The sequence below is a fragment of the Kribbella sp. NPDC056861 genome (assembly GCF_040687575.1).
Classification (GTDB): Bacteria; Actinomycetota; Actinomycetes; order Propionibacteriales; family Kribbellaceae; genus Kribbella.
The window spans coordinates 1,283,929-1,310,622 of sequence record NZ_JBFBNQ010000002.1 but is presented as its reverse complement, the minus strand read 5'-3'; the positions used below and the strand labels follow the sequence as shown (position 1 = coordinate 1,310,622).

Below are 26,694 nucleotides of genomic sequence, written 5' to 3'. Positions count from 1 at the left end.
ATGCCTCAGCGTCGGTCGCGATCGCCCCTGGTCGGCAGGTGTCCGGCCCGCGGTCCGCGCGAGAAGAGTTCCCGAGTGGTCTGGGGGCAGACCCCTACTCGACCGGGGGTGGTCGGCCTGATGATGAGCAGATGAGCGAGTCCGGACCACCCGACGCCGGCCGACGCCGTACTGCGGCATCGGCGCTGCTCGTGGTCGCGCTGCTTGAGGCCGTCGTCACGGTCGTGGCGGCCGCCGCGTCGGACCTGAGCTGGACCCGGCTGACCGAGCTGTTCGTGCCCTCCAATGCGGCGATCGGCCTCTGCCTGGCGCTGGCCGGCTGGCCGATCGCCTACCACCGGCCGCGGAACCTGGTCGGCTGGACCCTGCTGCTGGGCGGCTGTTGCTACGCCTCGACCGCGACCGGCCTGAGTGTCCTTGCCTGGTTGGGCGAACCGACAGTTCCTTGGCGAATCGTCGCGACGGTGACGAACGGCGGCTGGAGTCCGGCGCTGGCCTTCTTCATCCCGCTGACGCTGCTGCTCTTCCCCGATGGGCAGTTGCTGTCCCGTCGCTGGCGCTGGGTAGTTGCCGCTCTGGTGCTGAACGCAGTGCTGTGGACGGCGACCGGCGTCTTCGACCAGGCCGGCGGGCTGTCGGCCGAGATCGGCATCCCGGGCTACCCGCACTGGACCGGATTCGAGCAGATCCAGGTGATCGGCGCGATCAGCAGCGCGGGCTTGCTGGCCAGTCTGTTGGCCGCTCTCCTGGCGGTGGTACTCCGCTACCGCCGCAGCTCGGAGCAGGTACGCCGGCAGGTCCTCTGGTTGTTGCTCGCGCTACTGGTGATCGTTGCGTGTTTCGGGCTGGAGAACCTGATCGGCACCGAGTCGCTGGTGCTCGGCGTGCTGCCGCTGCTGCTGATCCCGCTGGCGATCGCGATCGCGGTACTGCGTCACCAACTGCTCGACATCCGGCTGGTGGTCTCCCGCTCATTGCTCTATCTGATCCTGGCCGGCGGCGTGGTCGTTGCCTATCTCAGCCTGATCGCGCTGCTGGACCGCAACTCGTCGGTGCTCGTGACGCTGGTGATCGCGCTGGCGTTCAACCCCGTCCGGGTCTGGCTGCAACGGGTGATCCATCGCGCCTTCTACGGCGCCCGGCGGGATCCGGTGCGGGCGATCGCCGAGGTCGGCGCGCAGATCGGGGCGGCCGGCGGGCTGGTCGGAGTACTGGCGGCGTTGTGCCGGGTGATGCGCTTCCCGGCGGCGTCGATCGTTGTCGAGGGCAACCAGATGGCGGCGTACGGCGAACTGCCGGCGGCTCGGCATGCGATCGAGCTGTGGTCCGGCGAGGAGCGGCTGGGCGAGTTGGTCGTCGGGTTGCGGACCGGCGAGTCTCGGGTGAACGCGGGGGACGAGCAGGTGCTGTCGTTGCTCGCGGCACCGTTGGCGGTCGCGGTACAGGCGAAGGGGTTAGCGGATGAGCTGCGGGACTCTCGCGAGCGGATCATCACTGGGCGGGAAGAGGAGCGGCGCAGGATTCGGCGGGATCTGCACGACGGGCTCGGCCCGGTGCTGACGGCGGTGGTGCTGAACGCGGATGCTGCTCGGCGGTTGATGGAGACCGAGCCGGAGCGGACGTCGGCGTTGCTCGCGGAGCTGCGGGACCAGGCGATCGGGGCGGTGGAGGAGATCCGGCGGTTGGTTTACGACCTGCGGCCTCCGGCGCTGGACGGGTTGGGTCTGGTCGGCGCGCTGAGCGAGTACGCGGCGATGGCGTCCCGGCGCGGTGATGGAGCCGCGCTGACCGTGACTGTGGACGGGCCGGCGACGCTGGCCGAGTTGCCCGCTGCTGTCGAGGTGGCCGCCTATCGGATCGCCACCGAGGCGCTCACCAACGTGATCCGGCATTCGACCGCGACCACCGCCGCAATACGGGTGGCGGTCGAGACGGACGTCCTGCGGGTCGGCGTACTCGACAACGGGGTGAACGCGGAGCCAGAGTGGACGGCAGGAGTTGGGCTCGGCTCGATGCGGGAGCGGGCGGCGGAGTTGGGTGGGCGGTGCGAGATCACCTTCAACGGAACCGGGTGCTCGGTCGACGCCGTACTGCCGCTGACGGAGGGGGCACGGCGATGACGGTGCGGATCGTGGTCGCGGACGACCACGGGGTGGTCCGGGAGGGTTTGGGCGCGTTGCTGTCGGCCCACGCCGGCTACGAGTTGGTCGGCAAGGCGGCGACCGGGGCGGAGGCCGTGCGGGCCGCGGTGACGTTGCATCCCGACGTACTGGTGATGGATATCCAGATGCCCGACCTGACCGGGATCGAGGCGACCCGGGAGATCGCCAAGGTGGCGCCCGAGGTCGCGGTGCTGATGCTGACGATGTTCGACGACGACGAGTCGGTGTTCGCCGCGATGCGGGCCGGCGCGCGCGGTTATGTCCTGAAGGGCGCTGCGCCCGACAACGTGATCCGGGCGATCGCCGCGGTCGCTGCCGGTGAGGCGATCTTCGGTCCCGGTATCGCCCGCCGAGCCCTCGCCTACCTGTCCGGTCCTCGGCCCGACCAGCCGGCCTTTCCCGAGCTGACCCCGCGCGAGCGCGAGGTCCTCACTCTGATCGCCCAGGGGCTGGGCAATGCGGCGATCGCGGCCCGACTGACTCTGGCACCGGCGACCGTCGGCAACCACATCACCAACATCTTCGCCAAACTCCAGGTGACCACCCGCCCCGAGGCCATCATCCAAGCTCGCTCGGCAGGCCTCGGGGAGGGGTAACTCAGTTGTCGGCCTTGGCGAGCTTGCTCGGCCACCAGATCTTGCGGCCGATGTCGTGCGAGAGGGCGGGGACCAGCAGGGACCGGACCACGGTGGTGTCGAGCAGGACGCCGAAGGCGACCATGAAGGCGATCTGGACCAGGAAGAGGATCGGCAGCACCGCCAGGGCGGAGAAGGTGGCGGCCAGCACGACACCTGCCGAGGTGATGACGCCGCCGGTGACCGCGAGACCGACCAGGATGCCCTTGCGAGTGCCCTGCTGGATCGACTCCTCGCGCACCCTGGTCATCAGGAAGATCGAGTAGTCGATGCCTAAGGCAACCAAGAAGACGAAGGCGTAGAGCGGGATCGAGGGATCGGCGCCGGGGAACTTGAAGATGTGGTTGAAGGCTATCGCGCTGACGCCGACGGTGGCGCCGAACGAGAGCACGTTGCACAGCACCAGCAGGATCGCGGCGACGACCGAGCGGAGCAGCAGCATCAGGACCACGAAGATGACCGCCAGGATGGTCGGGATGATCACCTTCAGGTCCCGGTTGCTGGCGTCCAGGACGTCCAGATTGATCGCGGTGGTGCCGCCGACCAGGATGTCCGGGCTGACCGTGTCCAGCTCGGTCCGCAGGTGCTCGACCACCTTGGTCGCGTCGGCCGAGTCGGCCGCGATCTTGAGCGTCGCCTGGACCAGGACCTTGCCCTCGACCACCTTCGGCGGCACCCCGGGGGCGACCGAGGCGGTGGCGGTGCCCACGCCGTCGACCTTCATCGCCGTCTGAACCACCTTGTCGGCCAGATCGACCGGCGTGAGGATCTGTACCGGCGTACCGGCGCCGGCGTCGAAGTGCTTGGCCAGTTCCTCCTGACCGGTGACGGACTCGACCTTGTTCAGGAACAGGTCCTCCTGCGAGATGCCGGAGGCGCTGAAGGTCGGCAGGAACGCGCCGCAGATCAGCAGACCGAGAGCGCTGAGCGCCCAGACCTTGCGCGGGCTGCGGCCGACCAGCCCGGAGACGCGGCCCCACAGCTTGCGGCCGCCGACCTGGTCGCTGGCGTGCACGTGGTCGACGCGGGGGATGGCCGGCCAGAAGATCCGGCGGCCGAAGGCGAGCAGCACGGCGGGCAGGAAGGTCATCGAGGAGATCAGCGCGCCGGCGATCCCGATCGCGCCGACCGGGCCGAGGCCCTTGGTGCTGCCGAGCTGGGAGAGCAGCAGGCAGAGCAGACCGAGGATGACGGTCGCGGAGCTGGCGGCGATCGGCTCGATCGCGGCCCGCCAGGCGGTCCGCATGGCGTCGTACTTGCTCTCGTAGTCGTGCAGTTCTTCCTTGTACCGGGAGACCAGCAGCAACGAGTAGTCCGTCGCGGCGCCGACGACCAGGATGAAGAGGATGCCCTGACTCTGCCCGTTGAGCTCGATCACGTTGTTCTTGGCGAGTGGATAGACCACCAGCGCGGCCAGCGCGAGACCGAAGACTGCGGTCAGCAAGACGGCGATCGGCAGCACCGGACTGCGGTACACGATCAGCAGGATGACGAACACCACGATCAGCGCGACGCCGAGCAGGATCCCGTCGATCCCGCCGAAGGCGACCACGAAGTCGGCGAACACGCCACCCGGACCGGTCACGTAGACCTGCAGCCCGGACGGGGTCAGCGACTGTTTGATCTCGGTGCGCATCTGGTCGGCGACCGCGAACAGCACGGTCTCGCCTTCCTTGACCACCTCGTCGGCGCGGTCGCCGTCCAGCTCGACGGTGAGCAGCAGCGCCTTCTTGTCCTCCGACGGGATCACCGTCTTGGCCGGCGAGGCGAGGTACTGGCCGATGGTCTTGCCCTCGCCGAGCTCGATCGACGGCACCTTGGCCAGGAAGGCGTTCGCCTTGGCCAGGTCGTCGGGAGTGATCCCGCTGTCGCGCTCGATCAGGACGAAGTACGGCAGCGCCGTGGAGTCGACGAACTTGGCCGACTCGTTGTTGACCAGGGTGGACTCGGCCTGCTTCGGCAGGAAGTTGGCGTTGTCGTTCTCCTGGACCTCGCTCAGCCGCCCGACGGTCGGCCCGCCGAGCGAACCCAGCACCAGCCACGCGATCAGTACTGCGGCCACCCCCGCGCGCCACGCCCAGCGCCTGCTCGAACGCCGCCCGGTCGTTACCTGCCCACCCTCTTCACTCATGGCGGAACAGTACCCAGTTCTCTCACCGCCGCCCGGGAGGTGTGCGGGAGCCGTTTCGGCGACGTAACAACGAGATGACCGCTCGGAAACCTCCCGGTCATAGCGTCCTGAGCTAATCAGGTGAGGCCGATGATCGGAGACGAACGATGACGCTCGAGGCTCGACCGGAGGTCGTCACTGCCCGCGACCAGGCCGGCGCGGTGGGTACCGTCGAGGTACCGCGACGCGGGCGCTGGATCGACGTCTGGGACCCCGAGGACGGTGAGTTCTGGGCCGCGAAGGGCCGCCGGGTGGCCCGGCGGAACCTGTGGCCGTCGATCTTCGCCGAGTTCCTCGGCTTCTCGGTCTGGCAGCTGTGGAGCATCGTGGTCGTCTCGCTGCCCGCCGCCGGCTTCGCGTACACCACCAACCAGATGTTCTGGCTGATCGCGCTGCCGAGCCTGGTCGGCGCCACCCTGCGGCTGCCCTACACCTTCGCGGTGCCGAAGTTCGGCGGCCGGAACTGGACGATCGTGTCCGCCATGCTGCTGCTGATCCCGGCCTCCGGGCTGGCCTTCTTCGTCAGCCGCCCCGGTACGCCGTTCTGGCTGATGGCGCTGGTCGCGGCCACGGCAGGCGCCGGCGGTGGCAACTTCGCCAGCAGCATGACCAACATCTCGTTCTTCTACCCCGAGCGGGACAAGGGCTTCGCGCTCGGCCTGAACGCGGCCGGCGGCAACCTCGGGGTGGCCGTGGTCCAGCTGATGGTGCCGATCGTGATCGTGGCCGGCGCCGGGCTGACGCTCAACCGCGCGGGGTTGATGTGGATCCCGCTGATCCTGCTGGCCGCAGTACTGGCGTGGCGGCTGATGGACAACCTGTCGGTGGCGACCTCGTCGTTCAAGGCCTCGGTCGCGGCGGCCAGGCGGCCGCACACCTGGGTCATCTCGTTCCTCTACATCGGCACCTTCGGCTCGTTCATCGGCTTCGGCGCGGCCTTCCCGCTGCTGATCAAGACCACCTTCCCCGAGATCACCGTGGCGCACATCGCCTTCCTCGGCGCGCTGGTCGGCTCGGTCTCGCGACCGTTCGGCGGCAAGCTGTCCGATCTGGTCGGCGGCGCCTGGGTGACGGTCTGCGCGTTCGTGGTGATGGGAGCCGGCATCCTGTCGGCGATCGCCGCGCTGAACGCGGGCAGCTTCACCTGGTTCCTGCTCAGCTTCCTGGTCCTGTTCGTGGCCAGCGGCGCCGGCAACGGGTCGACGTACCGGATGATTCCGGCGGTGTTCCGGCAGACGACGCGGGACCTGGACGGTGCGCCGGAGCCGATCCGCGCCCGGCGTGAGGCGGCAGCCTGTATCGGGATCGCCTCCGCGGTCGGCGCGTACGGCGGCTTCCTGGTACCGCGGGGCTTCGCGATCTCGACCTCGCAGTACGGGTCGCTGGTGCCGGCGCTCTACACCTTCTGTGGCTTCTACGTCGTCTGTCTCCTGGTCACGTACTTCTGCTACCTGCGTCGGGGTGGCCCGCTCAGCCAGGAGCGCGTGTGACCGCAGTCGCCACCCATTGCCCGTACTGCGCGCTGCAGTGCGCCACGACCCTGCACCCGGTCGAGAGGCCGGGTGCGGTCGAGGTGCGGCCGCGAGACTTCCCCACGAACCGTGGCGGACTGTGCCGCAAGGGCTGGACCGCGGCCGAGGTGCTGACCGTGCCGGACCGGCTGACCACGCCGCTGCTGCGCAACGACGACGGCGAACTGGTCCCGGCGAGCTGGTCCGAGGCGCTGGACTTCGTTGCCTCGCGCATTCGTTCGCTGCAGGATGCGCAGGGCAACGACTCGGTGGCGGTGTTCGGCGGTGGTGGGCTGACGAACGAGAAGGCCTATGCCTTGGGCAAGTTCGCCCGGACGATCCTGCGGACCGCGAATGTCGACTACAACGGACGGTTCTGTATGTCGTCCGCCGCGGCTGCGTCGAACCGGTCCTTTGGAGTCGATCGAGGACTGCCTTTCCCGTTGGCCGATCTCGGGGGCGCCGAGGCGATCTTGCTTGTCGGCAGCAACATCGCGGAGACGATGCCGCCGGCGGTGGCACACCTGGCGGCTGCTCGCGAGGCGGGTGGCTTGCTGGTGGTCGATCCGCGGCGCAGTGCGACCGTCCAGCTGGGTGGCATTCACCTCCAGGCGACGCCGGGGACGGATCTCGCGTTGGTGCTCGCGCTGACACACGTCGTACTGCAGGAGGGCCTGGCTGACACCGCTTATCTGGCCGAGCGGACCGATGATCCGGATGGGCTGTTCCGGTCGACGGCGGGGTGGTGGCCCGAGCGCGCGGAGCGCGTGACCGGCGTACCGGCGCGGACGATTCGGCAGGCGGCTCGGGTGTTGGCGGCTGCTGCGCCGGTGCACGGTGGGGCTGGGGCCTACGTCCTGACTGGGCGTGGGGCTGAGCAGCAGAGCAAGGGCACTGACACCGTCACGGCTTGTATCAACCTGGCGTTGGCGCTCGGGCTGCCTGGGCGGGTGGGCAGCGGGTATGGCTGCATCACTGGTCAGGGCAACGGGCAGGGCGGCCGGGAGCACGGGCAGAAGGCCGACCAGCTTCCGGGGTACCGGAGCATCTCTGATCCGGCCGCGAGGGCTTACGTAGCAGGGGTTTGGGGAGTCACGCCGGAGTCTTTGCCGGGACCTGGGCGGAGCGCGGTTGAGCTGATCAACGCACTCGGTACTCCGGACGGCCCGCGCGCGTTGCTGGTGCACGGGAGCAATCTGCTGGTGTCGGCGCCCCGGCTGGCGTCGGTGCGGGAGCGGCTCGCGTCACTCGACCTGCTGGTCGTGGCGGACATCGTACCGTCCGAGACCGCGATGCTGGCGGATGTCGTCTTCCCGGTCACCCAGTGGGCCGAAGAGGAAGGCACGATGACGTCGCTCGAAGGTCGCGTACTGCGTCGGCGAGCAGCCGTCGAGCCGCCTGGGCTGGTGCGGAGCGATCTGGCGGTGTTCGGCGGGCTCGCCTCGCGGTTGCGTCCTGAGGTTGCGTTCTCCGAAGACCCGGCGGCGATCTTCGAGGAGTTACGGGTCGCCAGCGCGGGTGGGGTCGCCGACTATGCGGGGATCAGTTGGGAGCGGCTGGATGCCGGCGAGGCGTTGTTCTGGCCTTGTCCTGCGGAGGACCACGCGGGAACGCCACGGCTGTTCGCGGACCGCTTCGGTACGCCGGACGGGCGCGCGCGGGTGATCAGCGTTGACCATCGGCCTGTTGCGGATGACCTGCGCTCGGACGCGCCGCTGTATCTCGTCACCGGACGGGTGTTGCAGCACTACCAGAGTGGGGCACAGACGCGGCGGGTCGCGGAGTTGGCTGAGGCCGAGCCGGAGGTGTTCGCGGAGATTCATCCGCGGGTCGCGGCGCAGTTGGGGATCGTCGACGGGCATCCGGTGCGGATGCGGACGGCTCGTGGGTCGATGGTGCTCGCGGCGCGGGTGACCGACGACGTCCGGCCGGACACGGTCTTCGTGCCGTTCCACTTCGGTGGCGCCGGCGCGGTCAACGAGCTGACCAACGACGCACTCGACCCGATCTCCCGGATGCCGGAGTTCAAGGTGTGCGCGGTCGAGTTGTCTGCTGTGGCGCTGCCACTGGCGGAGCGGTCGGCATGACGACGCGGACGGTGGCCGAAACCAAGGCGGTGCTGGCGAGCGCCGGGCCGGTTCGCCGGGCCGTGGTGCTGGGTGGCGATGTGCATGGCGTCGAGACCGCTTGCGTACTGCGGGAGAGCGGCGTTGCGGTCACCCTGGTGCACGACGGCGAGACCCTGCTGGACAAGGTCGTTCGGCCGAGTGCGGGGCGGGCGATCACCCGGGCGGTGCGTGAGTCGGGCGTTGAGGTGCTGCTCAACGCGGCGGTTCGGCGTACCGAGTCGCGGGAGGGCGCCTTCCGGGCCTTGGTGCTCGAAGGTGGGCAGCTCGTTCACGGCGAGTTGCTGATGGTCGCCGACGCCTCGGAGCAGGCCGACGTGGTTCGGATCAGTACAGACGGCTTTGAGCTGATGGTGCTGGGGGAGCGCGACTGTCTGGGCGAGGTCGTGCAACTGGCCGATGACCAGCGGTATGTGCGCGCAGTACTTCGTGATGGCGTGGTGGAGGCGGCGGTCGCCGTCAACGCTCCGGAAGTTGCGGCCGAGTTGGTGCAGCTCGCAGACCGGCGGACCCAGGTCGCTGCGGAGTTGTTGCTGGCGGCACCGGAGCCGCCCAGGAAGAAGAACCTGACGATCTGCCGCTGCAACGGAGTGACCAGAGCCGCCATCGAGGCGGCCTGGCAGGGCGGTGCCGACAGTGTGGCCGGCATCGCGGCGAAGACCAGGGCGACGACCGGCTGCGGTAGCTGTACCGGGGCCGTCGGCAACCTGCTCGACCGGCTCCGGCGCGGCGAGAGCGAACCCGTCCCGACCAGAAGGGCGACCATGACAGAGCTCGAGCAGGCCCGGCACTTGGTGATCATCGGTGGCGGCATGGTCGCGCACCGGCTGGTGGAGGCGTTGCGCGCCCGCGACGAGTCGGTCGCGTGGCGGATCACCGTGCTCGCCGAGGAGCCGCGGCTGCCGTACGACCGGGTCGCGCTGACCAGCTACTTCTCCGGCCGCGACCCGCACGACCTCTCGCTCGGCGACCCGGAGCTGTGGGACGACCCCGCTGTCACCTTGCGCAAGGGCGTCACGGCCGTCAGCTTCGACCCGGAGGCGAAGACGGTCACCACGGCGCGCGGCGAGGTGATCGGGTACGACGAACTGGTGCTTGCCACCGGCTCCTATGCCTTCGTGCCGCCGATCAAGAACAGCGACGCGGATGGTTGCTTCGTCTACCGGACCATCGACGACGTCGCGGCGCTGCGGGTCTATGTGGAACGGCTGCGGGCCGAGGGCAAGGAAGTCAACGGTGTCGTGGTCGGCGGTGGGCTGCTCGGTCTGGAGGCTGCCGGCGCGCTGCGGGCTCTCGGTGCTGCCACGAAGGTTGTCGAGTTCGCGCCGCGGCTGATGGCGCTGCAGGTGGACGAGGGCGGCGGTAGCGCGCTGGCTCGGCTGATCCGCAACCTTGACATCGAGGTGCTGACCTCGACCCAGACCACTCGGGTCAAGACCACCTCGCAGGGCGCTGCCCGGGCGATGGCTGTTGCTGATGGCAAGGACCTGCCGGCCGACGTGGTGGTGTTCGCGACCGGCGTACGGGCGCGGGACGAGTTGGGGCGGGCTGCTGGGCTGGAGATCGGTGAACGCGGTGGCGTCATCGTCGACGACGGCTGCCGGACCTCGGTGCCCGGTGTCTGGGCGATCGGTGAGGTGGCCTGTATCGAGAGCCGGGTCTGGGGTTTGATCGCGCCGGGGTACGCGATGGCGGAGATCGTCGCTGATCGGTTGCTGGGTGGTTCGGCCACCTTTCCCGGTGCCGACACCTCCACCAAGCTCAAGCTGCTCGGCGTCGACGTGGCCAGCTTCGGCGACGCTTTCGGCGCCACCGAAGGCGCGCTCGACATCGTGTACGCCGATCCGGTGGCAGGTGTCTACAAGAAGCTCGTGCTGTCCGACGATGCGCGGACTCTGCTCGGCGGCATCCTGGTCGGCGACGCTTCGGCGTACTCGGGGCTGCGGCCGATGGTCGGTCGCCAACTCGGCGCCGACCCGGCGTCGTACCTGCTGCCTGAGGGGTCGCAGCCGGCTCAGCTCGAATTGCCGGACGACGCACCGGTGTGCTCGTGCAACAACGTTGCCGCCGGTGCCATCCGGTGCGCGGTCCGGGACGAGGGCTGCGGTGATCTGAAATCGCTGTGTGGCAGGACGAAAGCCGGTACGAGTTGCGGGTCTTGCCTGCCGATCGTCAAGAACCTGCTGAACGCTGAGCTGGCGGCCGCTGGGGTCGAGGTGAGCAAGGCGCTGTGCGAGCACTTCACGGTGTCGCGGGCCGAGCTCTTCGACGTCGTACGGGTGACGGGGTTGCGGACGTTCAGCGAGATCGTCGAGCGGCACGGCTCGGGCCGCGGCTGTGACATCTGCAAGCCGGTGGTGGCGTCGATCCTGTCCAGCCTGGACCCGGCCGGGCACGTGCTCGACGGTGAGCGCGCGACGCTGCAGGACACCAACGATCACGTGATGGCCAACATCCAGAAGGACGGCACGTACTCCGTGGTGCCGCGGATCCCCGGCGGTGAGGTGACGCCGGAGGGCCTGATCGCGATCGGCGAGGTGGCCCGCGACTTCGGGCTCTACACCAAGATCACCGGCGGCCAGCGGGTCGACCTGTTCGGCGCGCGGATCGAGCAGTTGCCGGCGATCTGGACCCGGCTGGTCGACGCGGGCTTCGAGTCCGGGCACGCCTACGGCAAGGCGTTGCGGACGGTGAAGTCGTGCGTCGGCTCGACCTGGTGCCGGTACGGCGTGCAGGACTCGGTCGGGATGGCGATCGCGCTGGAGCTGCGCTATCGCGGGCTGCGATCGCCGCATAAGCTCAAGCTCGGCGTCTCGGGCTGCGCGCGGGAGTGTGCCGAGGCGCGCGGCAAGGACGTCGGCATCATCGCCACCGAGAACGGCTGGAACCTGTACGTCGGTGGCAACGGCGGGATGACACCTCGACACGCGCAGTTGCTCGCGTCCGACCTGACCGACGAGCAGTTGCTGCAGGCAATCGACCGGTTCCTGATGTACTACGTCCGCACCGGCGACCGGCTGCAGCGGACCGCCGTCTGGATCAACGAGATCGAGGGCGGCCTGGAACACGTTCGCGACGTCGTGCTGAACGACAGTCTCGGCATCGCAGCCGACCTGGACGCGGCGATGGCCGCGCATGTCGACTCCTACGTCGACGAGTGGCAGGCCACCTTGCAGGACCCGGAGAAGCTGGCCCGGTTCGTGTCGTTCGTGAACGCGCCGGACCAGCCCGACGCCGACCTGCGCTACGTGGTCGAACGCAATCAACCGCGGCCGGCGACCCCGGCGGAACGCGGTCAACTGGAGCCGGTGCTGCTCGCCGGTCCCCGATTGGAGGTACGCCGATGACCCTTTCGACGACAGCGGTGGTGGTGTGCGGGTACGACGCGCTGCTGCCGGAGCGTGGTGTCGCCGCGCTGGTCGGGGATCGCCAGGTCGCGTTGTTCCGGACCTTCGACGGGTCGGTGTTCGCGCTGGACAACACCGACCCGGTCAGCGGCGCGAACGTGATGTCGCGCGGGATCGTCGGCAGCCGCGGCGCGGTGGCGACGGTCGCCTCGCCGATGTTCAAGCAGGTCTACGACCTGCGGACCGGGGTCTGCCTGGACGATCCCTCGCTGAGCTTGAAGGTGTACCCGGTGCGCGTTGCCGACGGTCAGGTGATCGTCGGTGAGTAAGCCGGGTCCGTTGAGCGGCTGCACGATCGCCGTCACCGCGCATCGGCGGGCGGACGACCTGATCGCGTCGTTCGAGCGCCGGGGCGCGAAGGTGCTGCACGCGCCGACGCTGCAGATCGTGCCGGCCGCCGACGACCAGCCGCTGATCGAAGCGACCCGGCGGGTGATCGCCAATCCGCCGGACGACGTGGTGGTGACGACCGCCGTCGGGTTCCGCGGATGGATCGAGGCGGCGGACACGGTCGGGTTGGCGGCCGACTTGTTGAGCACGTTGGAGGGCTCGCGGTTGCTGGCTCGCGGTCCGAAGGCTCGGGGCGCGATCAGGGCCGCCGGGTTGGTGGAGCACTGGTCGGCTCGGTCGGAGACGACGGCTGAGGTGGTCGACTGGCTGCGCGACCAAGGGGTCGCGGGGCGCAAGATCGTCGTACAGCTGCATGGGTTGTCCGATCCTTCGCTGCAGGACGCGTTGCGAACTGTTGGTGCGTCGGTGCGCGGGTTGGAGGTCTATCGCTGGGGTCCGGCGCCGGATCCCGCTGCAGTTGAGCGGACGATCGGGCAGATCTGTGCGGGTGGCGTGGATGCTGTCGTGCACACGTCGGCGCCGGGTGCGCAGGCGCTGCTGGATGCGGCCGCGTTGAACGATCAGTACGACGCGTTGGTCGCGACGCTGCGGACCGGTCGGGTGCTGAATGCGTGCGTCGGTCCGATCACGGCCGGGCCGTTTGTCGCGTTGGGTCTTGAGCCGCTGGTTCCGGATCGCTTTCGGCTTGGCGCTTTGATTCGGATCGTCACCGATCGGCTCACCGACGACAACGCCCGCTCCATCGAGACTGCCTTCGGTCAACTGGTGATCCGGGGCGGCGCCGCAGTTCTGGACGGAGTCGTCCTACCGCTTGGTCCTGGTCCCCGAGCGGTCTTGGCGGCGCTGGTCGCCGCTGGTGGCGACGTGGTGTCCCGTCCAGATCTGCTGGCCGTCCTGCCTGGCGCTGAGGACGTCCATGCCGTGGAGGTGACGGTAAACAGATTGCGCACTGCGGTGGGGCGTCCTGAGTTGGTTCGGACGGTTGTCCGTCGTGGCTATCGTCTGGCCGTCGAGCCGGTTCCGGTGACGACATGATCGACTTGGTGGCTGCGGCGCATGGCACGGCGGACCCTCGGGGCATCCGTGCGGTGCACGAGCTGGTCCGGTTGATGGGCCAGCTGCGACCTGAGTTGCCGATCTCGCTGGGTTTCGTGGACGTCGACGTACCGGCGTTGCCTGGTTTGGTCGACCGTGTCGTTGCTGACAGCAATCAAGCTGTGGTGGTGCCGCTGCTGCTGAGCAGCGGCTATCACACCTCGGTCGACATCGCCCGGGAGGCTGCGCGACGGCCTTCTCAGGTGCAGACCGCCGCGGCGCTGGGACCGGATCCGGTGCTGGCCGACGTACTGGTTGATCGGCTGCGAGCTTGTGTCGACCTCGGTGGGGTCGATCGAGTGGTGCTGGCCGCCGCCGGGTCATCGGATCGTCGGGCGCTGCTCGACTGCTCCGCGACCGCCGCGCTGCTGGCCGAGCGAATCGACCGGCCGGTGGAGGTCGGCTGTATCTCCGGCGCCGGTGAGCGACTGGGCGCGGTGCTGGCACGCAGTACCGGGCGGGTTGCGGTGGCCACCTACTTGCTGGCCCCCGGGTTCTTCGCCGACCGCGCCCGGCGGATCGCCGGCTGCTTGCCGATCAGCGCGCCACTGGGAGCCGACCCGCGGATCGCCGCGCTGGCGCTGCATCGTTACGACGCTGCCAGGAAACTGTCGGTGGTCGCCGTCTAATCTTTGCCGGTGGGGATCTTCGACAGACTCAGCCGCCGCAAGCCGTCCAACGAGCCAACTGCTCCCGAGCCGCCTGCTCCCGACCCGTCCGCTGCCGACCCGGTCGATGTGCCGGCCGCACTGGAGGAACTGCGCGACCAGGTCGTGCTCTGGGTGCTACCCGGCTTCAACACGCTCGACGACGTACTCGAGTACGCCCAGGACTTCCGCGACGGCGAAGAACTGCCGGTCACCGACCACCAACTCGAGCAACTCATCAACGACGTCTGGCAGACCCGCCTCGCCGAACAACAGACCTGGACCGGCCCCACGGACGCCGACAAGGTCGAGGCCGCCTTCACCGCCCTGGACGCCGCCGGCGTAGTCGCCCGCATGAACTTCACCTGCTGCCAGACCTGCGGCGTCACCGAGATCGACGACGAACGCCCCACCGATCGCCCCTCCACCGGCTACGTCTTCTTCCACCAACAAGACAGCGAACGCCTGGCCGACGGCGGCGCCCACCTGTACCTCGCCTACGGCACCCTCGACCCGATCCAAGGCCAGGTCGCCGAACAGGACACGGAGATCGGCCGCCAGATCGAGACTGCTCTCCGAGCCCAGGCTCTTCCGGTTGAGTGGAACGGGTCTTCCGACCAACGCATCTCCGTCGGGCCACTGACTTGGAACCGCCGACTGCCGGTTTAGTTCAACCCCGGGCGGTCTGGCTGTGCCAGTCGATCGCGGTCAGCAGATCGGCCTTCAGCCGCTCCACGGTCCCGGCCACGCTTGCTGGTACTGCGGTGAGGTCGATCCGAGCATCGGCAACGGCTCGCTGAAGCTCCGACCAGGTCAGCCAGGCGACAGACTCGGGGATCCGGGCGACGACGTCCTCTGCCGGTACGTCGAGACCCGCGGTGCGAGCCAGGACTGGCTCCAGGTAGAGGTTGATGGCCGCCTCGATGGACAGCCGACCGTGACCTTTGACGGGGACAGGCGGCTCGTTCGGGATGATGAGCAGCAGAAGCGGCCGGGCGGGGCCGGCGTCCCGGAGTACGCAGAGATACTCGCGGCTGAGCTGCTCCCGCTGGAACGCGGACTTGCCCATCCCCTTGGACTCGATGAGCACATGGCAGCTCGGGGTGGTCAGCAGGCCATCCGGCTGTACTACGGTGCCGCCGGGCGACAAGGTCGATTCATCAGGCAGCAGCGTGAGCTGCGACTGCTCGGCTTCGCGGGCGAGTAGCTCGCGAGTCTCGTCGGCGCCGTGGGCCGCTCTGAACACGGCTGCGAGGAACGTCGAGCGGGGGAGATAGGAGAGCGGGCCGAGGACCTCAGCCGTCAGGACGTTCTCGCGACCGCGCCCACCGTTGCGGTAACCACGAACCAGGCGACCTTCCCAGGAGATCTCCTCGAGCAGCCGCCCGAGCACGGAGGTGTTAGCCAAGGGGGCCGGTGGCTGCGGGTCAGGCATTGCGTGTAGCTCCGTCCTGCTGGTTCGTCCCACGATCTCACGCGAGTGGTCGGGTTGTGCGGGCTTGACGGTTCGCCGGGGCTGGTTGGGTTGTGCCCGAGCGTGACGATTCACCGGTTGTGGTTCGGGTGGGCACAACGATTCAGCCGGCAACGTGGGTGCGGGTGGGGCTGTCCACCTTGGTCCGGGGGTGGCCAGGGTTGTGTGGCGCTCACCAGCTAAGCCGGAGTCGGTCGGGTTGTGCGGCGCGTGACGGTCCACCGGTTGTGGTTTGGGTGGGCACAACGCTCTAGCCCGCAGCGCGAGTACGGGTGGGGCTAACCACCTCAGCCGGGGCCGGCTGGGTTATGTGCCGCGTGACGGTCCACCGGTTGTGGTTCGGGTGGGCACAACGCTCCAGCCCGCAGCGCGAGTACGGGTGGGGCTAACCAGCTGGGCCGGGGCCGGCTGGGTTATGTGCCGCGTGACGGTCCACCGGTTGTGGTTTGGGTGGGCACAACGCTCCAGCCCGCAACGCGAGTACGGGTGGGGCTAACCACCTGAGCCGAAAGTCACCGCCTACGCAGCGCATCCAAGTCGGCCTGGCAGCGCCGTTCCACCTCGGCGAGTTCAGCGAGAGTTTCGTCGATGTCGCGGCGGCGTTGTTCCAGCTCGGCGCGGCGGGTGGTGATCTGGTTCAGCAGATAGACCAGCTGGCCGGATTCGCCGGGTTCGGCGTCGTACATGTCGACGATGGTGGCGATCTCGTCGAGGGTGAAGCCGAGGCGTTTGCCGCGCAGGATCAGACCTAGGCGGACCTTGTCGCGGGGGTGGTAGACGCGGACGGTGCCGCGGCGTTCGGGGGTGAGCAGGCCGCGGTCCTCGTAGAAGCGGATGGTGCGCAGGGTGACGTCGTACTCGGTGGCCAGCTCCGCGATGGTCCAAGTAGCTGATTCGACGGGCACCTGAATATTGTGCACCCACCCCATCGTGCTTTACGTTTACGTAAGCGTCAATCCCGAGGGCCAGGAGAAGTCATGTCGTACGAGCTGTCCGAAGAGCACCGTGAGTTCGCCCAGAGCGTGCGCGACTTCGCCCAGGCCGAGATCGCGCCGTACGCGGCGGAGTGGGATCGCAAGCACTACTTCCCGGTCGAGGTGGTCCACAAGATGGGCGCGCTCGGGCTGTTCGGGCTGACCGCGCCGGAGGAGTTCGGCGGCTCGGCCGGTGACTTCACCAGCCTGTGTGTCGCGATCGAGGAGATCTCCAAGGTCGATCAGTCGATGGGCATCACGCTCGAGGCGGCGGTCGGGCTCGGGATCAACCCGATCCTCACCTACGGCACCGACGAGCAGAAGCAGACCTGGCTGCCCGATCTGGTGGCCGGCAACCGGCTGGCCGGGTTCGGGCTGACCGAGCCCGAGTCGGGGTCCGACGCGGGCGCCACCAAGACCAAGGCCGTGCTCGACAACGGCGAGTGGGTGATCGACGGCTCGAAGCAGTTCATCACCAACTCCGGCTCCAGCATCACCTCGCTCGTCACCGTGACGGCCCGCACCGGCGAGAAGCCGGACGGCCGCCCGGAGATCTCCACCATCATCGTCCCGACCGGTACGCCGGGCTTCGTCGCCGAGGCGGCGTACGACAAGCTCGGCTGGCACGCCTCCGACACCCACCCGCTCTCGTTCGCGGGCTGCCGGGTCCCCGAGGCCAACCTGCTCGGCCAGCGCGGCAAGGGGTTCGGCCAGTTCCTCGCCACCCTGGACGACGGCCGGGTCGCGATCGGCGCGGTCGCGCTGGGCTGCATCAAGGCGTGCCTGGAGATGTCGGTCCAGTACGCCGGTGAGCGCAAGACGTTCGGCGTGCCGATCGGGCAGAAGCAGGGCGTTGCCTTCCAGATCTCCGACCTCAAGGTGATGGCCGACGCGGCCGAGCTGCTGGTCTACCGGGCCGCGGCGCTCAAGGACGCCGGTGCTCCGATGAAGGAGTTCAAGCAGGCTGCCGCGGTCGCGAAGCTCTACTCGACCGAGGCCGCGGTGACGGCGACCCGGATCGCGACCCAGGTCTTCGGCGGCTACGGTTTCATGGAGGAGTACCCCGTGACGCGGTTCTACCGCGACGCCAAGATCCTCGAGATCGGCGAAGGCACCTCCGAAGTCCAGCGGATGCTGATCGCCCGGGGCCTCGGCCTCCCGGTCGAGTGACAGGCTGCTTGTGACTGACAGGATGGCTGCATGAGCAGGGATCACTGGACCGAGTTCAAGGTCGCGCGCGAAGCGACGGTGACGCCGCCCGAGAAGGCCGCCGCCAAGCTCGCCTCGCAGAACAAGCTCTACGTCCGGGACCGGATCGCGTTGCTGGTCGACGAGGGCAGCTTCGTCGAGGACGCGCAGCTGGCCAACGCCCTCAACCCCGGCCTGCCCGCGGACGGGGTCGTCACCGGCCGCGCGCTGGTCGACGGCCGGCCGGCGCTGCTGGTCGCGAACGACCCGACCGTCAAGGCCGGTTCGTGGGGAGCCCGGACGGTCGAGAAGATCGTCCGGATCACCGAGGTCGCGCTGCGTGACGAGCTGCCGATCTTCTGGCTGATCGACTCCGCCGGCGCGCGGATCACCGATCAGGTGGACCTGTTCCCCGGCCGTCGCGGTGCCGGGCGAATTTTCCACAACCAGGTCGCGCTGTCCGGCAAGGTGCCGCAGATCTGCTGCCTGTTCGGCCCGTCGGCGGCCGGCGGCGCGTACATCCCGGCCTTCTGCGACCTGGTGATCATGGTCGACGGCAACGCCTCGATGTACCTCGGGTCGCCGCGGATGGCCGAGATGGTGGTCGGCGAGAAGGTGACGCTGGAGGAGATGGGCGGCGCCCGGATGCACACCAGTGTCTCCGGCTGCGGCGACCTGCTGGCGAGTGACGACGCCGAGGCGATCGAGCTGGCCAAGCAGTACTTCTCCTACCTGCCCGGTTCGTGGCAGGTGCCGCCGCCGTCGTACGACGCCTCGCCGGCCGGCCGCGACTTCACCCGCGACCTGGTGCCGGTCGAGGAGAGTGTCGGCTTCGACATCCACGACGTGATCGACGCGATCATCGACGCGGACACGTTCTTCGAGATCAAACCGGCGTACGCGCCGGAGCTGGTGGTCGGGTTCGGGCTGCTGGCCGGTCAGGTGGTCGGGTTCGTGGCGAACCAGCCGGCCGTCAAGGGTGGCGTGCTGTTCGTCGACTCGGCGGACAAGGCGGCCCGGTTCATCTGGTTGTGCGACGCGTTCAACGTGCCGCTGATCTACCTGTGCGACGTGCCGGGCTTCATGATCGGCTCCGAGGTCGAGCGGGCCGGCATCATCCGGCACGGCGCCAAGATGATCACCGCGGTGTCGGAGGCAACGGTTCCGACGGTGTCCGTGATCGTCCGGAAGGCCTACGGCGCCGGGCTCTACGCGATGTGCGGACCGGGTTTCTCGCCGGACGCGTGTATCGCGTTGCCGACGGCAAAGATCGCGGTGATGGGTCCGGAGGCCGCGATCAACGCGGTCTACTACAACAAGATCCAGCAGATCGACGACCAGACCGAGCGGGTCGAGTACGTCTCCAAGCTCCGCGAGGAGTACGAGACCGACATCGACATCCTCCGGCTGGCCGCCGACCTGGTGATCGACGCGATCGTCGAGCCGGAGAACCTGCGCGACGAGCTGATCGCCCGGCTGGCCGCGGCGCAGACCAAGAACCGGCACTTCAGCACCAAGCGGCACGGGGTGCCGCCGGTATAACCTGCGGGCATGACGGCTAGGGACTTCGCTGAGCGGCTTCGCGGCCGGCAGAACGCTCTCGGGTACTGGGTGATGATGGACGCGCCGGCGGCGACCGAGCGGATCGCGCTGACCGGCTACGACTACCTGGTGCTGGACGGTCAGCACGGGCTGATCGACCAGCGCGGGTTGCTGGCCGGGCTCGTCGCAATCGATGCCGCAGGCAACGGTACTGCGGGGCTGGTGCGGGTCGAGGCGAACAACGAGACGCCGATCGGGCGGGCGCTGGACGCCGGCGCGGCCGGCGTGATCGTGCCGCTGATCGACACCGCGGACGACGCGTTGCGGGCCGTTCGGGCAGCCCGGTACCCACCGGTCGGCGTACGGTCGTACGGCCCGTCGCGATCAGGGTTGCGGATCGGCCCGGTGCCGGCCGAGGCCGACGCGGCGACCGCCGTACTGGTAATGATCGAGACCCGGCAGGGGCTGGAGAACGTCGCTGCGATCTGCGCGACGCCCGGGCTGGACGGGATCTACGTCGGGCCGTCCGACCTGCGGCTGGCGATCGGCGGCAAGTATCCGGGAGACCCGGACGTCGCCGAGGAGTTCGACGCCGCGATCGCTTTGATCGCCCGGACCGCCGCCGAGGCGGGGATTGCCGCGGGCATCCACACGCACAGCGGTGCCGAGGCCCGCCGCTACTTGAGCGAGGGCTACACCTTCGCCACGGTGTCGTCAGACCTCGACCACCTGCAAGCCGCGGCTGCCGCTCACCTCGCGGCAGCACGCGACTGAGGTCAGGGGAGAACTCCCGCGAAGGGATCGTCCAGCGACTGCCAGTCGAGCGTCTGAAGCTCGGACTCGGTCAACAGGCAGGCATCGAGAATCGCCTGCAACCGCGCCGGATCCAGCCCCACGCCGGTCGCAACGACGGTGCACTCCGCCAGATGCTCGGTCTCCGACCACTCGCCGAGGGTGCCGAGCGACGCGCTGAAACCGGCCGACTCCCAGCGCACCCGTTGGGTCGGCCGGTTCGCAAGCCAGACGACACCGCGGCTGCGTACGACGTCCTCGACGATGTCCTCCAGCGCCTCGCTCAACCGGGCGGGGTGCAACGGCCGACTCGAGCGCCACAGCATCGTGGTGACGCCGTCGCCGCTCGGCTGCAGTCGTGAATCGGTCGCCAACTCGCCGGCCCAGGCCTCGGCCGCCTCGAAGTCGAACCGCCCGAGCTTGGCGACCGCCTCAGCCGGTACGCCGCTGGGGTCCGCGCTGACGACCGTGGTCCGCGGGTTCAGGTGCTGGAGCAGGTTGTGCAGCCGCTCCGGCGCCTTGGCCCGATAGGCGTTGGCCAGCACGCAGACATCGGCGTACTCGATCTGGCGGGCGGTCAGCTCGGCCACGTTGCGCCGGTCCGGCGGCCCGAGCGCGAGCCCACGCTCGTCCAGCAACTCGTCACCCGACAACTGCTCGACCAGCAGCACGGCATCGACCACGCAGGTGACCGTGTCGACCTGGATCTCCGGCATCGTCGCGACCAGCGCGCTGGCCAGCGACCGCGCCTCCATCGCCGGCGGAGCCGCCAGTACGACGTGTTGCCAGTGCTCGCGCGACACCAGGGCCTCCAGCAACGGCAGCAGCGACTCGATCAGCTGGCACGCGCCGCAGTCGTCGTCGACGCTGAACTCACCGGCGTCGATCGGGCCACTGCGATCGAACACCTTCCAGCTCAGCACTCCCCGGTAGCGCAGTTCGTCCTGATCCACCACGACAGCCACGGTGGTGGCGTCGACCATGGCGGACAGGACGGGCTCACGCAGGGTGGTGGAGAGCCCGGTCAACAGGGTCAGCGGGGTCTTGCGCTGGGCGGCCATGATCCGAGTATATGAAAACGGTTTTCATCAGTCCAGAGGTGGGGGTGGGTCAGTTTTCCCGTGAGTTCGGGAAAAATCCCGGCCTGCCGGGGAAATCAACTCGGGCCGGAGTGTCGGTAGTTAACTGTTAAGCGGCTGATGCCTTCCGTGGCTGCAGGCATCTAACTAAGGTGCGGACTATGCCGGAGCCACTGGAGCAGGCGGATACCGAGTTCGCGCGAGTACTGCGTGCGGCGATCAGGGCACGCGGGCTCGGGTTGGAGCGGATCCGGGACCGGCTGCGGGGCCAAGGGGTCACGGTGAGCCTGGCGACGCTCAGCTACTGGCAGTCCGGGCGGTCGCGGCCTGAGCGCCGGGATTCGCTGGCGGCGGTGCAGTTGCTGGAGAGTGTGCTGGAGGTGCCTGCGGGCACTTTGGTGGACTCGTTGGGCCCGCCCAGGCGGCGAGGGCGATGGCTGAGTACCGTCCCGGTGCCGCCGGAGGTGGCCGCGTTCTGGGCCCGGCCGGATGCTGTCGAGGACGCCGTCAGCGGGGTCGACATCAAGTGGGACGAGCGGCTGACCAGGATCAGCCAGCACGACCGGGTGTTCATCGGCCCCGAGGGTGGCGAGCGGTCCTACCACTCACGCCAGGTACTCCGAGCCGAGGCGGACGGGCCCGACCGCTGGGTGGTGATCATGCATCTCGACGAGCACGATCGCGCCCTGCCCGAGATCCGGCCGCTGCGGCACTGCCGGCTGGGCCGGACCGTACTGCGTCCCGCCGACGGGTTGCTGGTCGCCGAATTGCTGTTCGACCGGCCGTTGCGCAAAGGCGAAACGGTGATCACCGAGCACGAGCTGGTGAATTCCGCGCCGTACCCACCGGCCACCAACTACGAACGGAAATTCCGGCTGCCGGTCCGGGAATTCGTGCTGGAGATCTGTTTCGATCCGGCCGCGTTGCCGGTCGACTGCGTGCGCTACTCCCAACTGGACGAGGCCGACGAGCTCGCCGTACGGGTGGAGTCGCAGGAGTCCGTGCACGGTGTCGCGCTGAACTTCGGACCCGGGCGCTACGGCTTCCGTTGGAACTGGCCCGGCCGCATTAAGTAAAGTGAAGTGTTAAGGCTATAGCCTTAACTGTGAAAAGGCCCGAGCGATATCGGCGCCTTGAATTCGTTCCTAGGGTCGGCTCAACCTCCCCCGGAAAGAATTCAAGGAGAACAGTGATGAAAAGGCGCAGAAAGACGGCCGCAACGGTCGGCGGAGCCGCGGTACTGGCTTCGATCGCGGCCCTGGTCGCCGTCGGTGGCCCTGCCAGCGCGGACCAGCCGCAGGCCGCAGGAGCAGAAGCCGTGCTGCAGCAGCAGGCCGTGTTGCACCAAGTGTCCGACAAGCTGGCCCCCTCCCCGGCCCAGGCCGGCCGGTGGATCGCCGACGGCACGCTGAACGTCGCGGTGACGAGTGAGCAGGAAGCGGCGAGGGTCCGGCAGGCCGGTGCCACGCCGAAGCTGGTCAGCCGCAGCCAGGCTCAGCTGGACGAGCTGTTCGCCAAGGTCGACAAGATCGCGACGGCCGATCGGGCGAAGGGCCTGCAGAGCTGGGGAATCGACCCGGTCAGCAACAAGGTCGTGGTGAGGGCCCGCGGCGCGTACGGCGGGCTGAGCGGGCTGGGGGACGGTGTACAGGTCGTCCGGACCAGTACGACCTTCGAGCAGCAGGCCGGCGAAGTACACCCGGGTGACCCGTGGTGGCCGGGCAGTGAGACCTACTGTTCCGTTGCCTTCCCTGCAACCGATGCTCAGGGCAACAAGCACTTCGTCACCGCCGGGCACTGTACGAACGACGCCAACCAGGCGGCGTACGGCGCGATCAACCAGGCGAACCGGATCGGTACCTCCAATGTCGGTGGCAGCCGCAGCATCAACGCCCGCGAAGGTGACATGGGCGTGGTCGCGGTGACCGAGGCCGGCTGGACGCTCTCGCCGAACGTCAACACCTACGGCTCGCCGGCCGTCACGGTCAGCGGTTCGGCCGAGGCGATCGTCGGCGACGCGGTCTGCCACTCCGGCAACACCGCGCCGAAGTGGGAGTGCGGCACCGTCACCGCAGTCAACCAGTCGATCAACTACGGCAGCGTGACGGTCGACGGGCTGACCACGACCAACGCCTGCTCCGAGGGCGGCGACTCCGGTGGCGCTTGGCTGCGTGGCGACAAGGCGGTCGGGTTGCACTCGGGTGGTAACAGCAGTTGCGTCTCCGGTGATCCTGGCAACTCGATCTTCCAGCCGATCAACGAGGCGCTCGCCAAGTGGAACCTCACCCTGCTGACCGGCGCCCCCGACCCGGGCGGCGACACCCAGGCGCCGACCACGCCGGGCAACCCGCGCTCCACCGGTACGACGTCCGACAGCGTCTCGCTGGTCTGGGACGCCTCGACCGACAACACCGCGGTCACGGGGTACGAGGTCTACAACGGCACCACGCTGGCGGCCAGCGTCGCCAGTACGACGGCCACCGTGTCGGGTCTGACCGCGGACACCAGCTACTCCTTCACCATCCGGGCGAAGGATGCTGCAGGCAACAAGTCGGCGGCGAGCTCGGCGGTCACCGCGCGGACTCAGCCGGGTGGACCGAGCGGCGGCCGGACGTTTGTCAACGGCACCGACTTCCCGATCCGGGACTACCAGACGGCGGTCAGCCCGATCCGGTCGACCGCGACCGGCAAGGCGGCGGCGCAGCTCAAGGTCATTGTCGAAGGCAACCACACCTGCCTGGAGGACCTGAATATCTCGCTGGTCTCACCGGCCGGCCGGTGGTACTACCTGCAGCGGGCCGGTGGCAACAGTTGCCACCCGTTGCCGGCCAGCAAGACGTACAACGTGCCGGCGGTTGGCTCGGAGAACGCGGCCGGGACCTGGAATCTGCGAATTGGTGACAACGGGCCCGGTGACACCGGCACGTTGACCAACTGGTCGATCACTCTCTGACCAGTGTGGTTCGGGGTGCCGGGTCGGGGTGATCCCTCGGCCCGGCATTCTTTCCGCGGTAAGACCTACCGGTCTGATAGTGAAGACCCATGACGATCGAGATCTCGCAGTACACCGGCGGGTGGGAGCAGTTGCGGCCGATGATCGAGCTGGCGTTCTCGGCTCCTTGGAGCGAGGCTCAGCTCGCGACGGAGGAGCATGTCTGGGAGCGCGAGCGCAGCATCGTCGCCACGGACGGTGAGGAGATCGTCGGGCACACAGGGTCCTTCCCGTTCGAGATCACGGTGCCTGGTGGGCAGGTCCGGGCCGGGGGAGTGACGATGGTCGGCGTGGTGTCTACGCATCGTCGGCGCGGGATTCTGCGGGACCTGATGCGGCGGCAGCTGACTGATCTGTACGAGGCAGGCGAGCCGCTCGCAGTACTGACGGCCAGCGAGCCGGTGATCTACGGACGCTTCGGCTACGGCCTGGCCTCGGATCACCAGGAGGTCACCATCAAGCGGGTGTCGCGGGAGCTGCGCGAGGTGGCGGGGGTCGAGGACGTCCGGATCCGGTTTGCTGATCCGCAGGAGTCGCTGCAGCGGACGAGTGCCTTCCACAACGCTGAGGCGGTAGAGCGGCCGGGGATGTTCCGGCACAGCGACAAGTTCCAGTACTACGTGACGCACGACAACGTGACGAGTGACCTGCGGGGCGCCTCGCCGTTGCGGTGCGTGCTGGCGGAGCGGGACGGTGAGCTGGTCGGCTACTCGCACTACCGGACCCGGCGGACCGACAAGGGCTTCGTGGACGTCGTCAGGGTGCACTCGCGGGACCTGGCCGCGCATGCCGCGTTGTGGCAGTTCCTGCTCGATCCGGATCTGCTCAGCGAGACGACGTACGAGCAGTTGCCGTCCGATGACCCGCTGCTGTTCCTGCTGGTCGACCCGCGGGCGGCGAACGCGACGACGCTGGACGGGGTGTGGGCGCGGGTGACCGACGTACAGAAGGCTCTGAGTGCGCGGACCTATGCGGAGGAAATAGATGTCGTGCTCGGGATCGAGGACGACTTCCTGCCGTGGAATGCGGGCTCATGGCACCTGACCGGCGGCCCTGGTGGCGCGACGTGCGAGAAGACTGACCGGGCACCAGATGTGGTGCTGGGCGTGCGTGAGCTCGGTACTGCGTACCTCGGCCGGCCGTCGCTGGGACTGCTGGGCGCAGCGGGCCTGGCAGAGGAGCGGACCGAAGGAGCACTGGCGGTGACCTCCCGAGCATTCCTGGCACCCAGAGTGCCCTGGCTCGACACAGGATTCTGATCCAGTAGAGAGCTACTCTTCCCGGATGCAGCGAAGCCGTCGTAGCGCGTTGGCGGTGGCTGTCGTCTTGATGCTGGGAGTCGCGGCGGTCGCCTTGGTCGTGTTGGCTTCCGCGGGCGGCAGCGTCCGGCCGTACAGCGAGAGCACGGCCACTGCGGCGCCGCGGGAGATGCCGACGCGTACTCCGCCGGGCGCGACTCCGCCGGTGCAGGGGTCGCCGCCGGTACAGAGGGACATCAAGCCGTTCGAGACGCCGGCCTGGGTGACCTTCGTCTGGCAGGCGTTGTTCTACACCGTCATCGCTCTCCTGGTGCTGTTCCTGCTCCGGGCGCTCTACCGGATGCTCAACCAGGTCGAGTTGCCGACAGTGGAGCGGTCCGACTCCGAATGGGAGCGGGTGAAGGCCGAGCGTCTTGCCGATGCGGTGGAGGAGGGCCTGGCGGCCATCGACTCCGGTACTGCGGCCGACGGCGTGATCGCGTGCTGGGTGGCTCTCGAAGACGCAGCGGCTTCAGCAGGTGTGGAGAGGCAGGCTTCGGAGACGCCGGCCGAGTTCACCGTCCGGGTGCTGGGTGTCGGGAGTGTGTCGGAGCCTGAGCTGCTGCGGCTGGCGCAGCTCTACCGGGAGGCGCGGTACTCGACCCATGGTTCGAGTGAAGAGGCACGGACGCAGGCGCGGGCTGCGTTGCTTCGGCTTCGCGAGGAGCTGGCGGCGGCGATCGCGCGACGTACGCCTCCCCAGCCCGAGGGTGAGGTGACCGCCCCGTGAAGCTGAGCAAGATACTCGTGCAGCACCTGCTGATCGCGGTCGTGGGCAGCCTGATCCTGGTTGCCGGCTTCGCGCTCGCCAAGACCCAGCCGCGACCGCTGTGGTTCGTCGCCATGGGGCTGGCGATCGGCTTCGGGTCGGTCGCGCTGCGGCTGATCGGGCCGCAGGTGCTGGAGACGACCTGGCCCGCCCGGTACGACGAGAAGCTGACCGCGCGCCGCGGCCGCAACAGCGACAACCGGACCCAGTTCCTGGCGACCTGGGTGCAGGAGTCGGATCGGGAGCGCCGGGCCGGTGAGGGATCGATGACGTTCACCCGCCGGATCCGGCCGCTGCTGCACGAGCTGACCGTCGACCGGTTGGTGCACCGGCACGGGATCGACCCGGAGCTGGAGCCCGAGCGGGCCCGGGAGGTGGCCGGTCAGCAGCTGTGGGAGCTGATCAGCGGCACCGAGGCACGGACCGCGACGTTCGCGGAGATCGAGTTGGCAGTCCAGACCATCGAGAAGTTGTGAGGGAAC

At 68.7% G+C, this 26,694-nt stretch carries 21 protein-coding genes; 17 read left to right on the top strand and 4 right to left on the bottom strand.

All coding sequences use genetic code 11. The annotated features are described in order from the left end of the window. The first annotated feature begins 131 nt into the window (after window positions 1–131). Together AB0P21_RS13170 and AB0P21_RS13165 are read left to right on the top strand one after the other, a co-directional pair. Window positions 132–2,120, top strand: a complete 1,989-nt coding sequence (locus AB0P21_RS13170) for a histidine kinase (protein ID WP_363696279.1) — start codon at window positions 132–134, stop codon at window positions 2,118–2,120. Next, window positions 2,117–2,758 (top strand): response regulator transcription factor, encoded by a 642-nt coding sequence (locus tag AB0P21_RS13165; protein WP_363696278.1) that lies wholly within the window; start codon window positions 2,117–2,119, stop codon window positions 2,756–2,758. The genes AB0P21_RS13170 and AB0P21_RS13165 overlap by 4 nt, the downstream gene beginning before the upstream one ends. 1 nt (window position 2,759) lies before the next feature. Here the strand turns inward: AB0P21_RS13165 and AB0P21_RS13160 are convergent, their stop codons facing one another. Further along, on the bottom strand, window positions 2,760–4,928 hold the full coding sequence (locus tag AB0P21_RS13160) for an efflux RND transporter permease subunit (protein WP_363696277.1): 2,169 nt from the start codon (window positions 4,926–4,928) through the stop codon (window positions 2,760–2,762). Between the two features lie 146 nt (window positions 4,929–5,074). Here AB0P21_RS13160 and AB0P21_RS13155 point away from each other — a divergent pair, with 146 nt between their 5' ends. Genes AB0P21_RS13155 through AB0P21_RS13125 form a run of 7 tightly spaced genes read left to right on the top strand, consistent with a single transcriptional unit; the run spans window position 5,075 to window position 14,773 of the window. After that, window positions 5,075–6,457 (top strand): MFS transporter, encoded by a 1,383-nt coding sequence (locus AB0P21_RS13155; protein ID WP_363696276.1) that lies wholly within the window; start codon window positions 5,075–5,077, stop codon window positions 6,455–6,457. Beyond that, window positions 6,454–8,565, top strand: a complete 2,112-nt coding sequence (locus AB0P21_RS13150; protein ID WP_363696274.1) for a molybdopterin oxidoreductase family protein — start codon at window positions 6,454–6,456, stop codon at window positions 8,563–8,565. The genes AB0P21_RS13155 and AB0P21_RS13150 overlap by 4 nt, the downstream gene beginning before the upstream one ends. Beyond that, a complete protein-coding gene (nirB, locus tag AB0P21_RS13145; protein ID WP_363696273.1) occupies window positions 8,562–11,951 on the top strand; it encodes a nitrite reductase large subunit NirB in 3,390 nt (1,129 codons plus the stop codon). The genes AB0P21_RS13150 and nirB overlap by 4 nt, the downstream gene beginning before the upstream one ends. Further along, complete coding sequence (nirD, locus tag AB0P21_RS13140) at window positions 11,948–12,280, top strand: nitrite reductase small subunit NirD (RefSeq protein WP_363696272.1); 333 nt, start codon at window positions 11,948–11,950, stop codon at window positions 12,278–12,280. Before nirB ends, nirD begins: the two co-directional genes overlap by 4 nt. Continuing rightward, window positions 12,273–13,397, top strand: a complete 1,125-nt coding sequence (locus AB0P21_RS13135; RefSeq protein ID WP_363696270.1) for a uroporphyrinogen-III synthase — start codon at window positions 12,273–12,275, stop codon at window positions 13,395–13,397. Before nirD ends, AB0P21_RS13135 begins: the two co-directional genes overlap by 8 nt. Further along, window positions 13,394–14,086 (top strand): CbiX/SirB N-terminal domain-containing protein, encoded by a 693-nt coding sequence (locus AB0P21_RS13130; RefSeq protein WP_363696268.1) that lies wholly within the window; start codon window positions 13,394–13,396, stop codon window positions 14,084–14,086. Before AB0P21_RS13135 ends, AB0P21_RS13130 begins: the two co-directional genes overlap by 4 nt. Window positions 14,087–14,095: 9 nt before the next feature. Beyond that, window positions 14,096–14,773 carry a hypothetical protein gene (locus AB0P21_RS13125; protein ID WP_363696267.1) on the top strand — a complete coding sequence of 226 codons (678 nt, stop codon included), beginning with the start codon at window positions 14,096–14,098 and terminating at the stop codon, window positions 14,771–14,773. A 1-nt stretch (window position 14,774) separates the two neighbouring features. Here AB0P21_RS13125 and AB0P21_RS13120 read toward each other — a convergent pair whose 3' ends face one another. Together AB0P21_RS13120 and AB0P21_RS13115 are read right to left on the bottom strand one after the other, a co-directional pair. Beyond that, on the bottom strand, window positions 14,775–15,539 hold the full coding sequence (locus AB0P21_RS13120) for a hypothetical protein (protein ID WP_363696265.1): 765 nt from the start codon (window positions 15,537–15,539) through the stop codon (window positions 14,775–14,777). 551 nt (window positions 15,540–16,090) lie between these two features. Further along, on the bottom strand, window positions 16,091–16,483 hold the full coding sequence (locus AB0P21_RS13115) for a MerR family DNA-binding transcriptional regulator (RefSeq protein ID WP_363696264.1): 393 nt from the start codon (window positions 16,481–16,483) through the stop codon (window positions 16,091–16,093). A 72-nt stretch (window positions 16,484–16,555) separates the two neighbouring features. On the opposite strand from AB0P21_RS13115, the gene AB0P21_RS13110 reads away from it, so the two are divergent. From AB0P21_RS13110 to AB0P21_RS13100, 3 genes are read left to right on the top strand one after another with little or no spacing between them, the layout of a single operon-like run. Further along, window positions 16,556–17,722, top strand: coding sequence for an acyl-CoA dehydrogenase family protein (locus AB0P21_RS13110; RefSeq protein WP_363696263.1), 1,167 nt, complete (start codon window positions 16,556–16,558; stop codon window positions 17,720–17,722). Window positions 17,723–17,752: 30 nt separating this feature from the next. After that, window positions 17,753–19,282: an acyl-CoA carboxylase subunit beta gene (locus AB0P21_RS13105; RefSeq protein ID WP_363696261.1), complete on the top strand. Its 1,530-nt coding sequence runs from the start codon at window positions 17,753–17,755 to the stop codon at window positions 19,280–19,282. A 9-nt stretch (window positions 19,283–19,291) separates the two neighbouring features. After that, window positions 19,292–20,056 (top strand): aldolase/citrate lyase family protein, encoded by a 765-nt coding sequence (locus tag AB0P21_RS13100; protein WP_363696259.1) that lies wholly within the window; start codon window positions 19,292–19,294, stop codon window positions 20,054–20,056. Between the two features lie 2 nt (window positions 20,057–20,058). Here the strand turns inward: AB0P21_RS13100 and AB0P21_RS13095 are convergent, their stop codons facing one another. Continuing rightward, window positions 20,059–21,135: a GTP-binding protein gene (locus AB0P21_RS13095; protein WP_363696257.1), complete on the bottom strand. Its 1,077-nt coding sequence runs from the start codon at window positions 21,133–21,135 to the stop codon at window positions 20,059–20,061. Between the two features lie 179 nt (window positions 21,136–21,314). On the opposite strand from AB0P21_RS13095, the gene AB0P21_RS13090 reads away from it, so the two are divergent. The 5 genes from AB0P21_RS13090 to AB0P21_RS13070 all read left to right on the top strand — a co-directional run bounded on the left by AB0P21_RS13090 (window position 21,315) and on the right by AB0P21_RS13070 (window position 26,688). Continuing rightward, a complete protein-coding gene (locus tag AB0P21_RS13090) occupies window positions 21,315–22,229 on the top strand; it encodes an XRE family transcriptional regulator (RefSeq protein ID WP_363696256.1) in 915 nt (304 codons plus the stop codon). 116 nt (window positions 22,230–22,345) lie between these two features. Next, on the top strand, window positions 22,346–24,106 hold the full coding sequence (locus tag AB0P21_RS13085) for a proprotein convertase P-domain-containing protein (RefSeq protein WP_363696254.1): 1,761 nt from the start codon (window positions 22,346–22,348) through the stop codon (window positions 24,104–24,106). Between the two features lie 89 nt (window positions 24,107–24,195). Next, window positions 24,196–25,404 carry a GNAT family N-acetyltransferase gene (locus AB0P21_RS13080; RefSeq protein ID WP_363696252.1) on the top strand — a complete coding sequence of 403 codons (1,209 nt, stop codon included), beginning with the start codon at window positions 24,196–24,198 and terminating at the stop codon, window positions 25,402–25,404. A 25-nt stretch (window positions 25,405–25,429) separates the two neighbouring features. Continuing rightward, window positions 25,430–26,173, top strand: coding sequence for a DUF4129 domain-containing protein (locus AB0P21_RS13075; RefSeq protein ID WP_363696249.1), 744 nt, complete (start codon window positions 25,430–25,432; stop codon window positions 26,171–26,173). After that, window positions 26,170–26,688: a hypothetical protein gene (locus AB0P21_RS13070; protein ID WP_363696248.1), complete on the top strand. Its 519-nt coding sequence runs from the start codon at window positions 26,170–26,172 to the stop codon at window positions 26,686–26,688. The genes AB0P21_RS13075 and AB0P21_RS13070 overlap by 4 nt, the downstream gene beginning before the upstream one ends. Window positions 26,689–26,694 lie beyond the last annotated feature (6 nt).

What these genes read in the sequence shown, in the direction of transcription:
- AB0P21_RS13170 (WP_363696279.1), top strand. Translation starts at nt 132, where the DNA reads ATGAGCGAGTCCGGACCACCCGACGCCGGCCGACGCCGTACTGCGGCA.
- AB0P21_RS13165 (WP_363696278.1), top strand. Translation starts at nt 2,117, where the DNA reads ATGACGGTGCGGATCGTGGTCGCGGACGACCACGGGGTGGTCCGGGAG.
- AB0P21_RS13160 (WP_363696277.1), bottom strand. Translation starts at nt 4,928, where the DNA reads ATGAGTGAAGAGGGTGGGCAGGTAACGACCGGGCGGCGTTCGAGCAGG.
- AB0P21_RS13155 (WP_363696276.1), top strand. Translation starts at nt 5,075, where the DNA reads ATGACGCTCGAGGCTCGACCGGAGGTCGTCACTGCCCGCGACCAGGCC.
- nirB (WP_363696273.1), top strand. Translation starts at nt 8,562, where the DNA reads ATGACGACGCGGACGGTGGCCGAAACCAAGGCGGTGCTGGCGAGCGCC.
- nirD (WP_363696272.1), top strand. Translation starts at nt 11,948, where the DNA reads ATGACCCTTTCGACGACAGCGGTGGTGGTGTGCGGGTACGACGCGCTG.
- AB0P21_RS13130 (WP_363696268.1), top strand. Translation starts at nt 13,394, where the DNA reads ATGATCGACTTGGTGGCTGCGGCGCATGGCACGGCGGACCCTCGGGGC.
- AB0P21_RS13120 (WP_363696265.1), bottom strand. Translation starts at nt 15,539, where the DNA reads ATGCCTGACCCGCAGCCACCGGCCCCCTTGGCTAACACCTCCGTGCTC.
- AB0P21_RS13110 (WP_363696263.1), top strand. Translation starts at nt 16,556, where the DNA reads ATGTCGTACGAGCTGTCCGAAGAGCACCGTGAGTTCGCCCAGAGCGTG.
- AB0P21_RS13105 (WP_363696261.1), top strand. Translation starts at nt 17,753, where the DNA reads ATGAGCAGGGATCACTGGACCGAGTTCAAGGTCGCGCGCGAAGCGACG.
- AB0P21_RS13100 (WP_363696259.1), top strand. Translation starts at nt 19,292, where the DNA reads ATGACGGCTAGGGACTTCGCTGAGCGGCTTCGCGGCCGGCAGAACGCT.
- AB0P21_RS13095 (WP_363696257.1), bottom strand. Translation starts at nt 21,135, where the DNA reads ATGGCCGCCCAGCGCAAGACCCCGCTGACCCTGTTGACCGGGCTCTCC.
- AB0P21_RS13090 (WP_363696256.1), top strand. Translation starts at nt 21,315, where the DNA reads ATGCCGGAGCCACTGGAGCAGGCGGATACCGAGTTCGCGCGAGTACTG.
- AB0P21_RS13085 (WP_363696254.1), top strand. Translation starts at nt 22,346, where the DNA reads ATGAAAAGGCGCAGAAAGACGGCCGCAACGGTCGGCGGAGCCGCGGTA.
- AB0P21_RS13080 (WP_363696252.1), top strand. Translation starts at nt 24,196, where the DNA reads ATGACGATCGAGATCTCGCAGTACACCGGCGGGTGGGAGCAGTTGCGG.
- AB0P21_RS13075 (WP_363696249.1), top strand. Translation starts at nt 25,430, where the DNA reads ATGCAGCGAAGCCGTCGTAGCGCGTTGGCGGTGGCTGTCGTCTTGATG.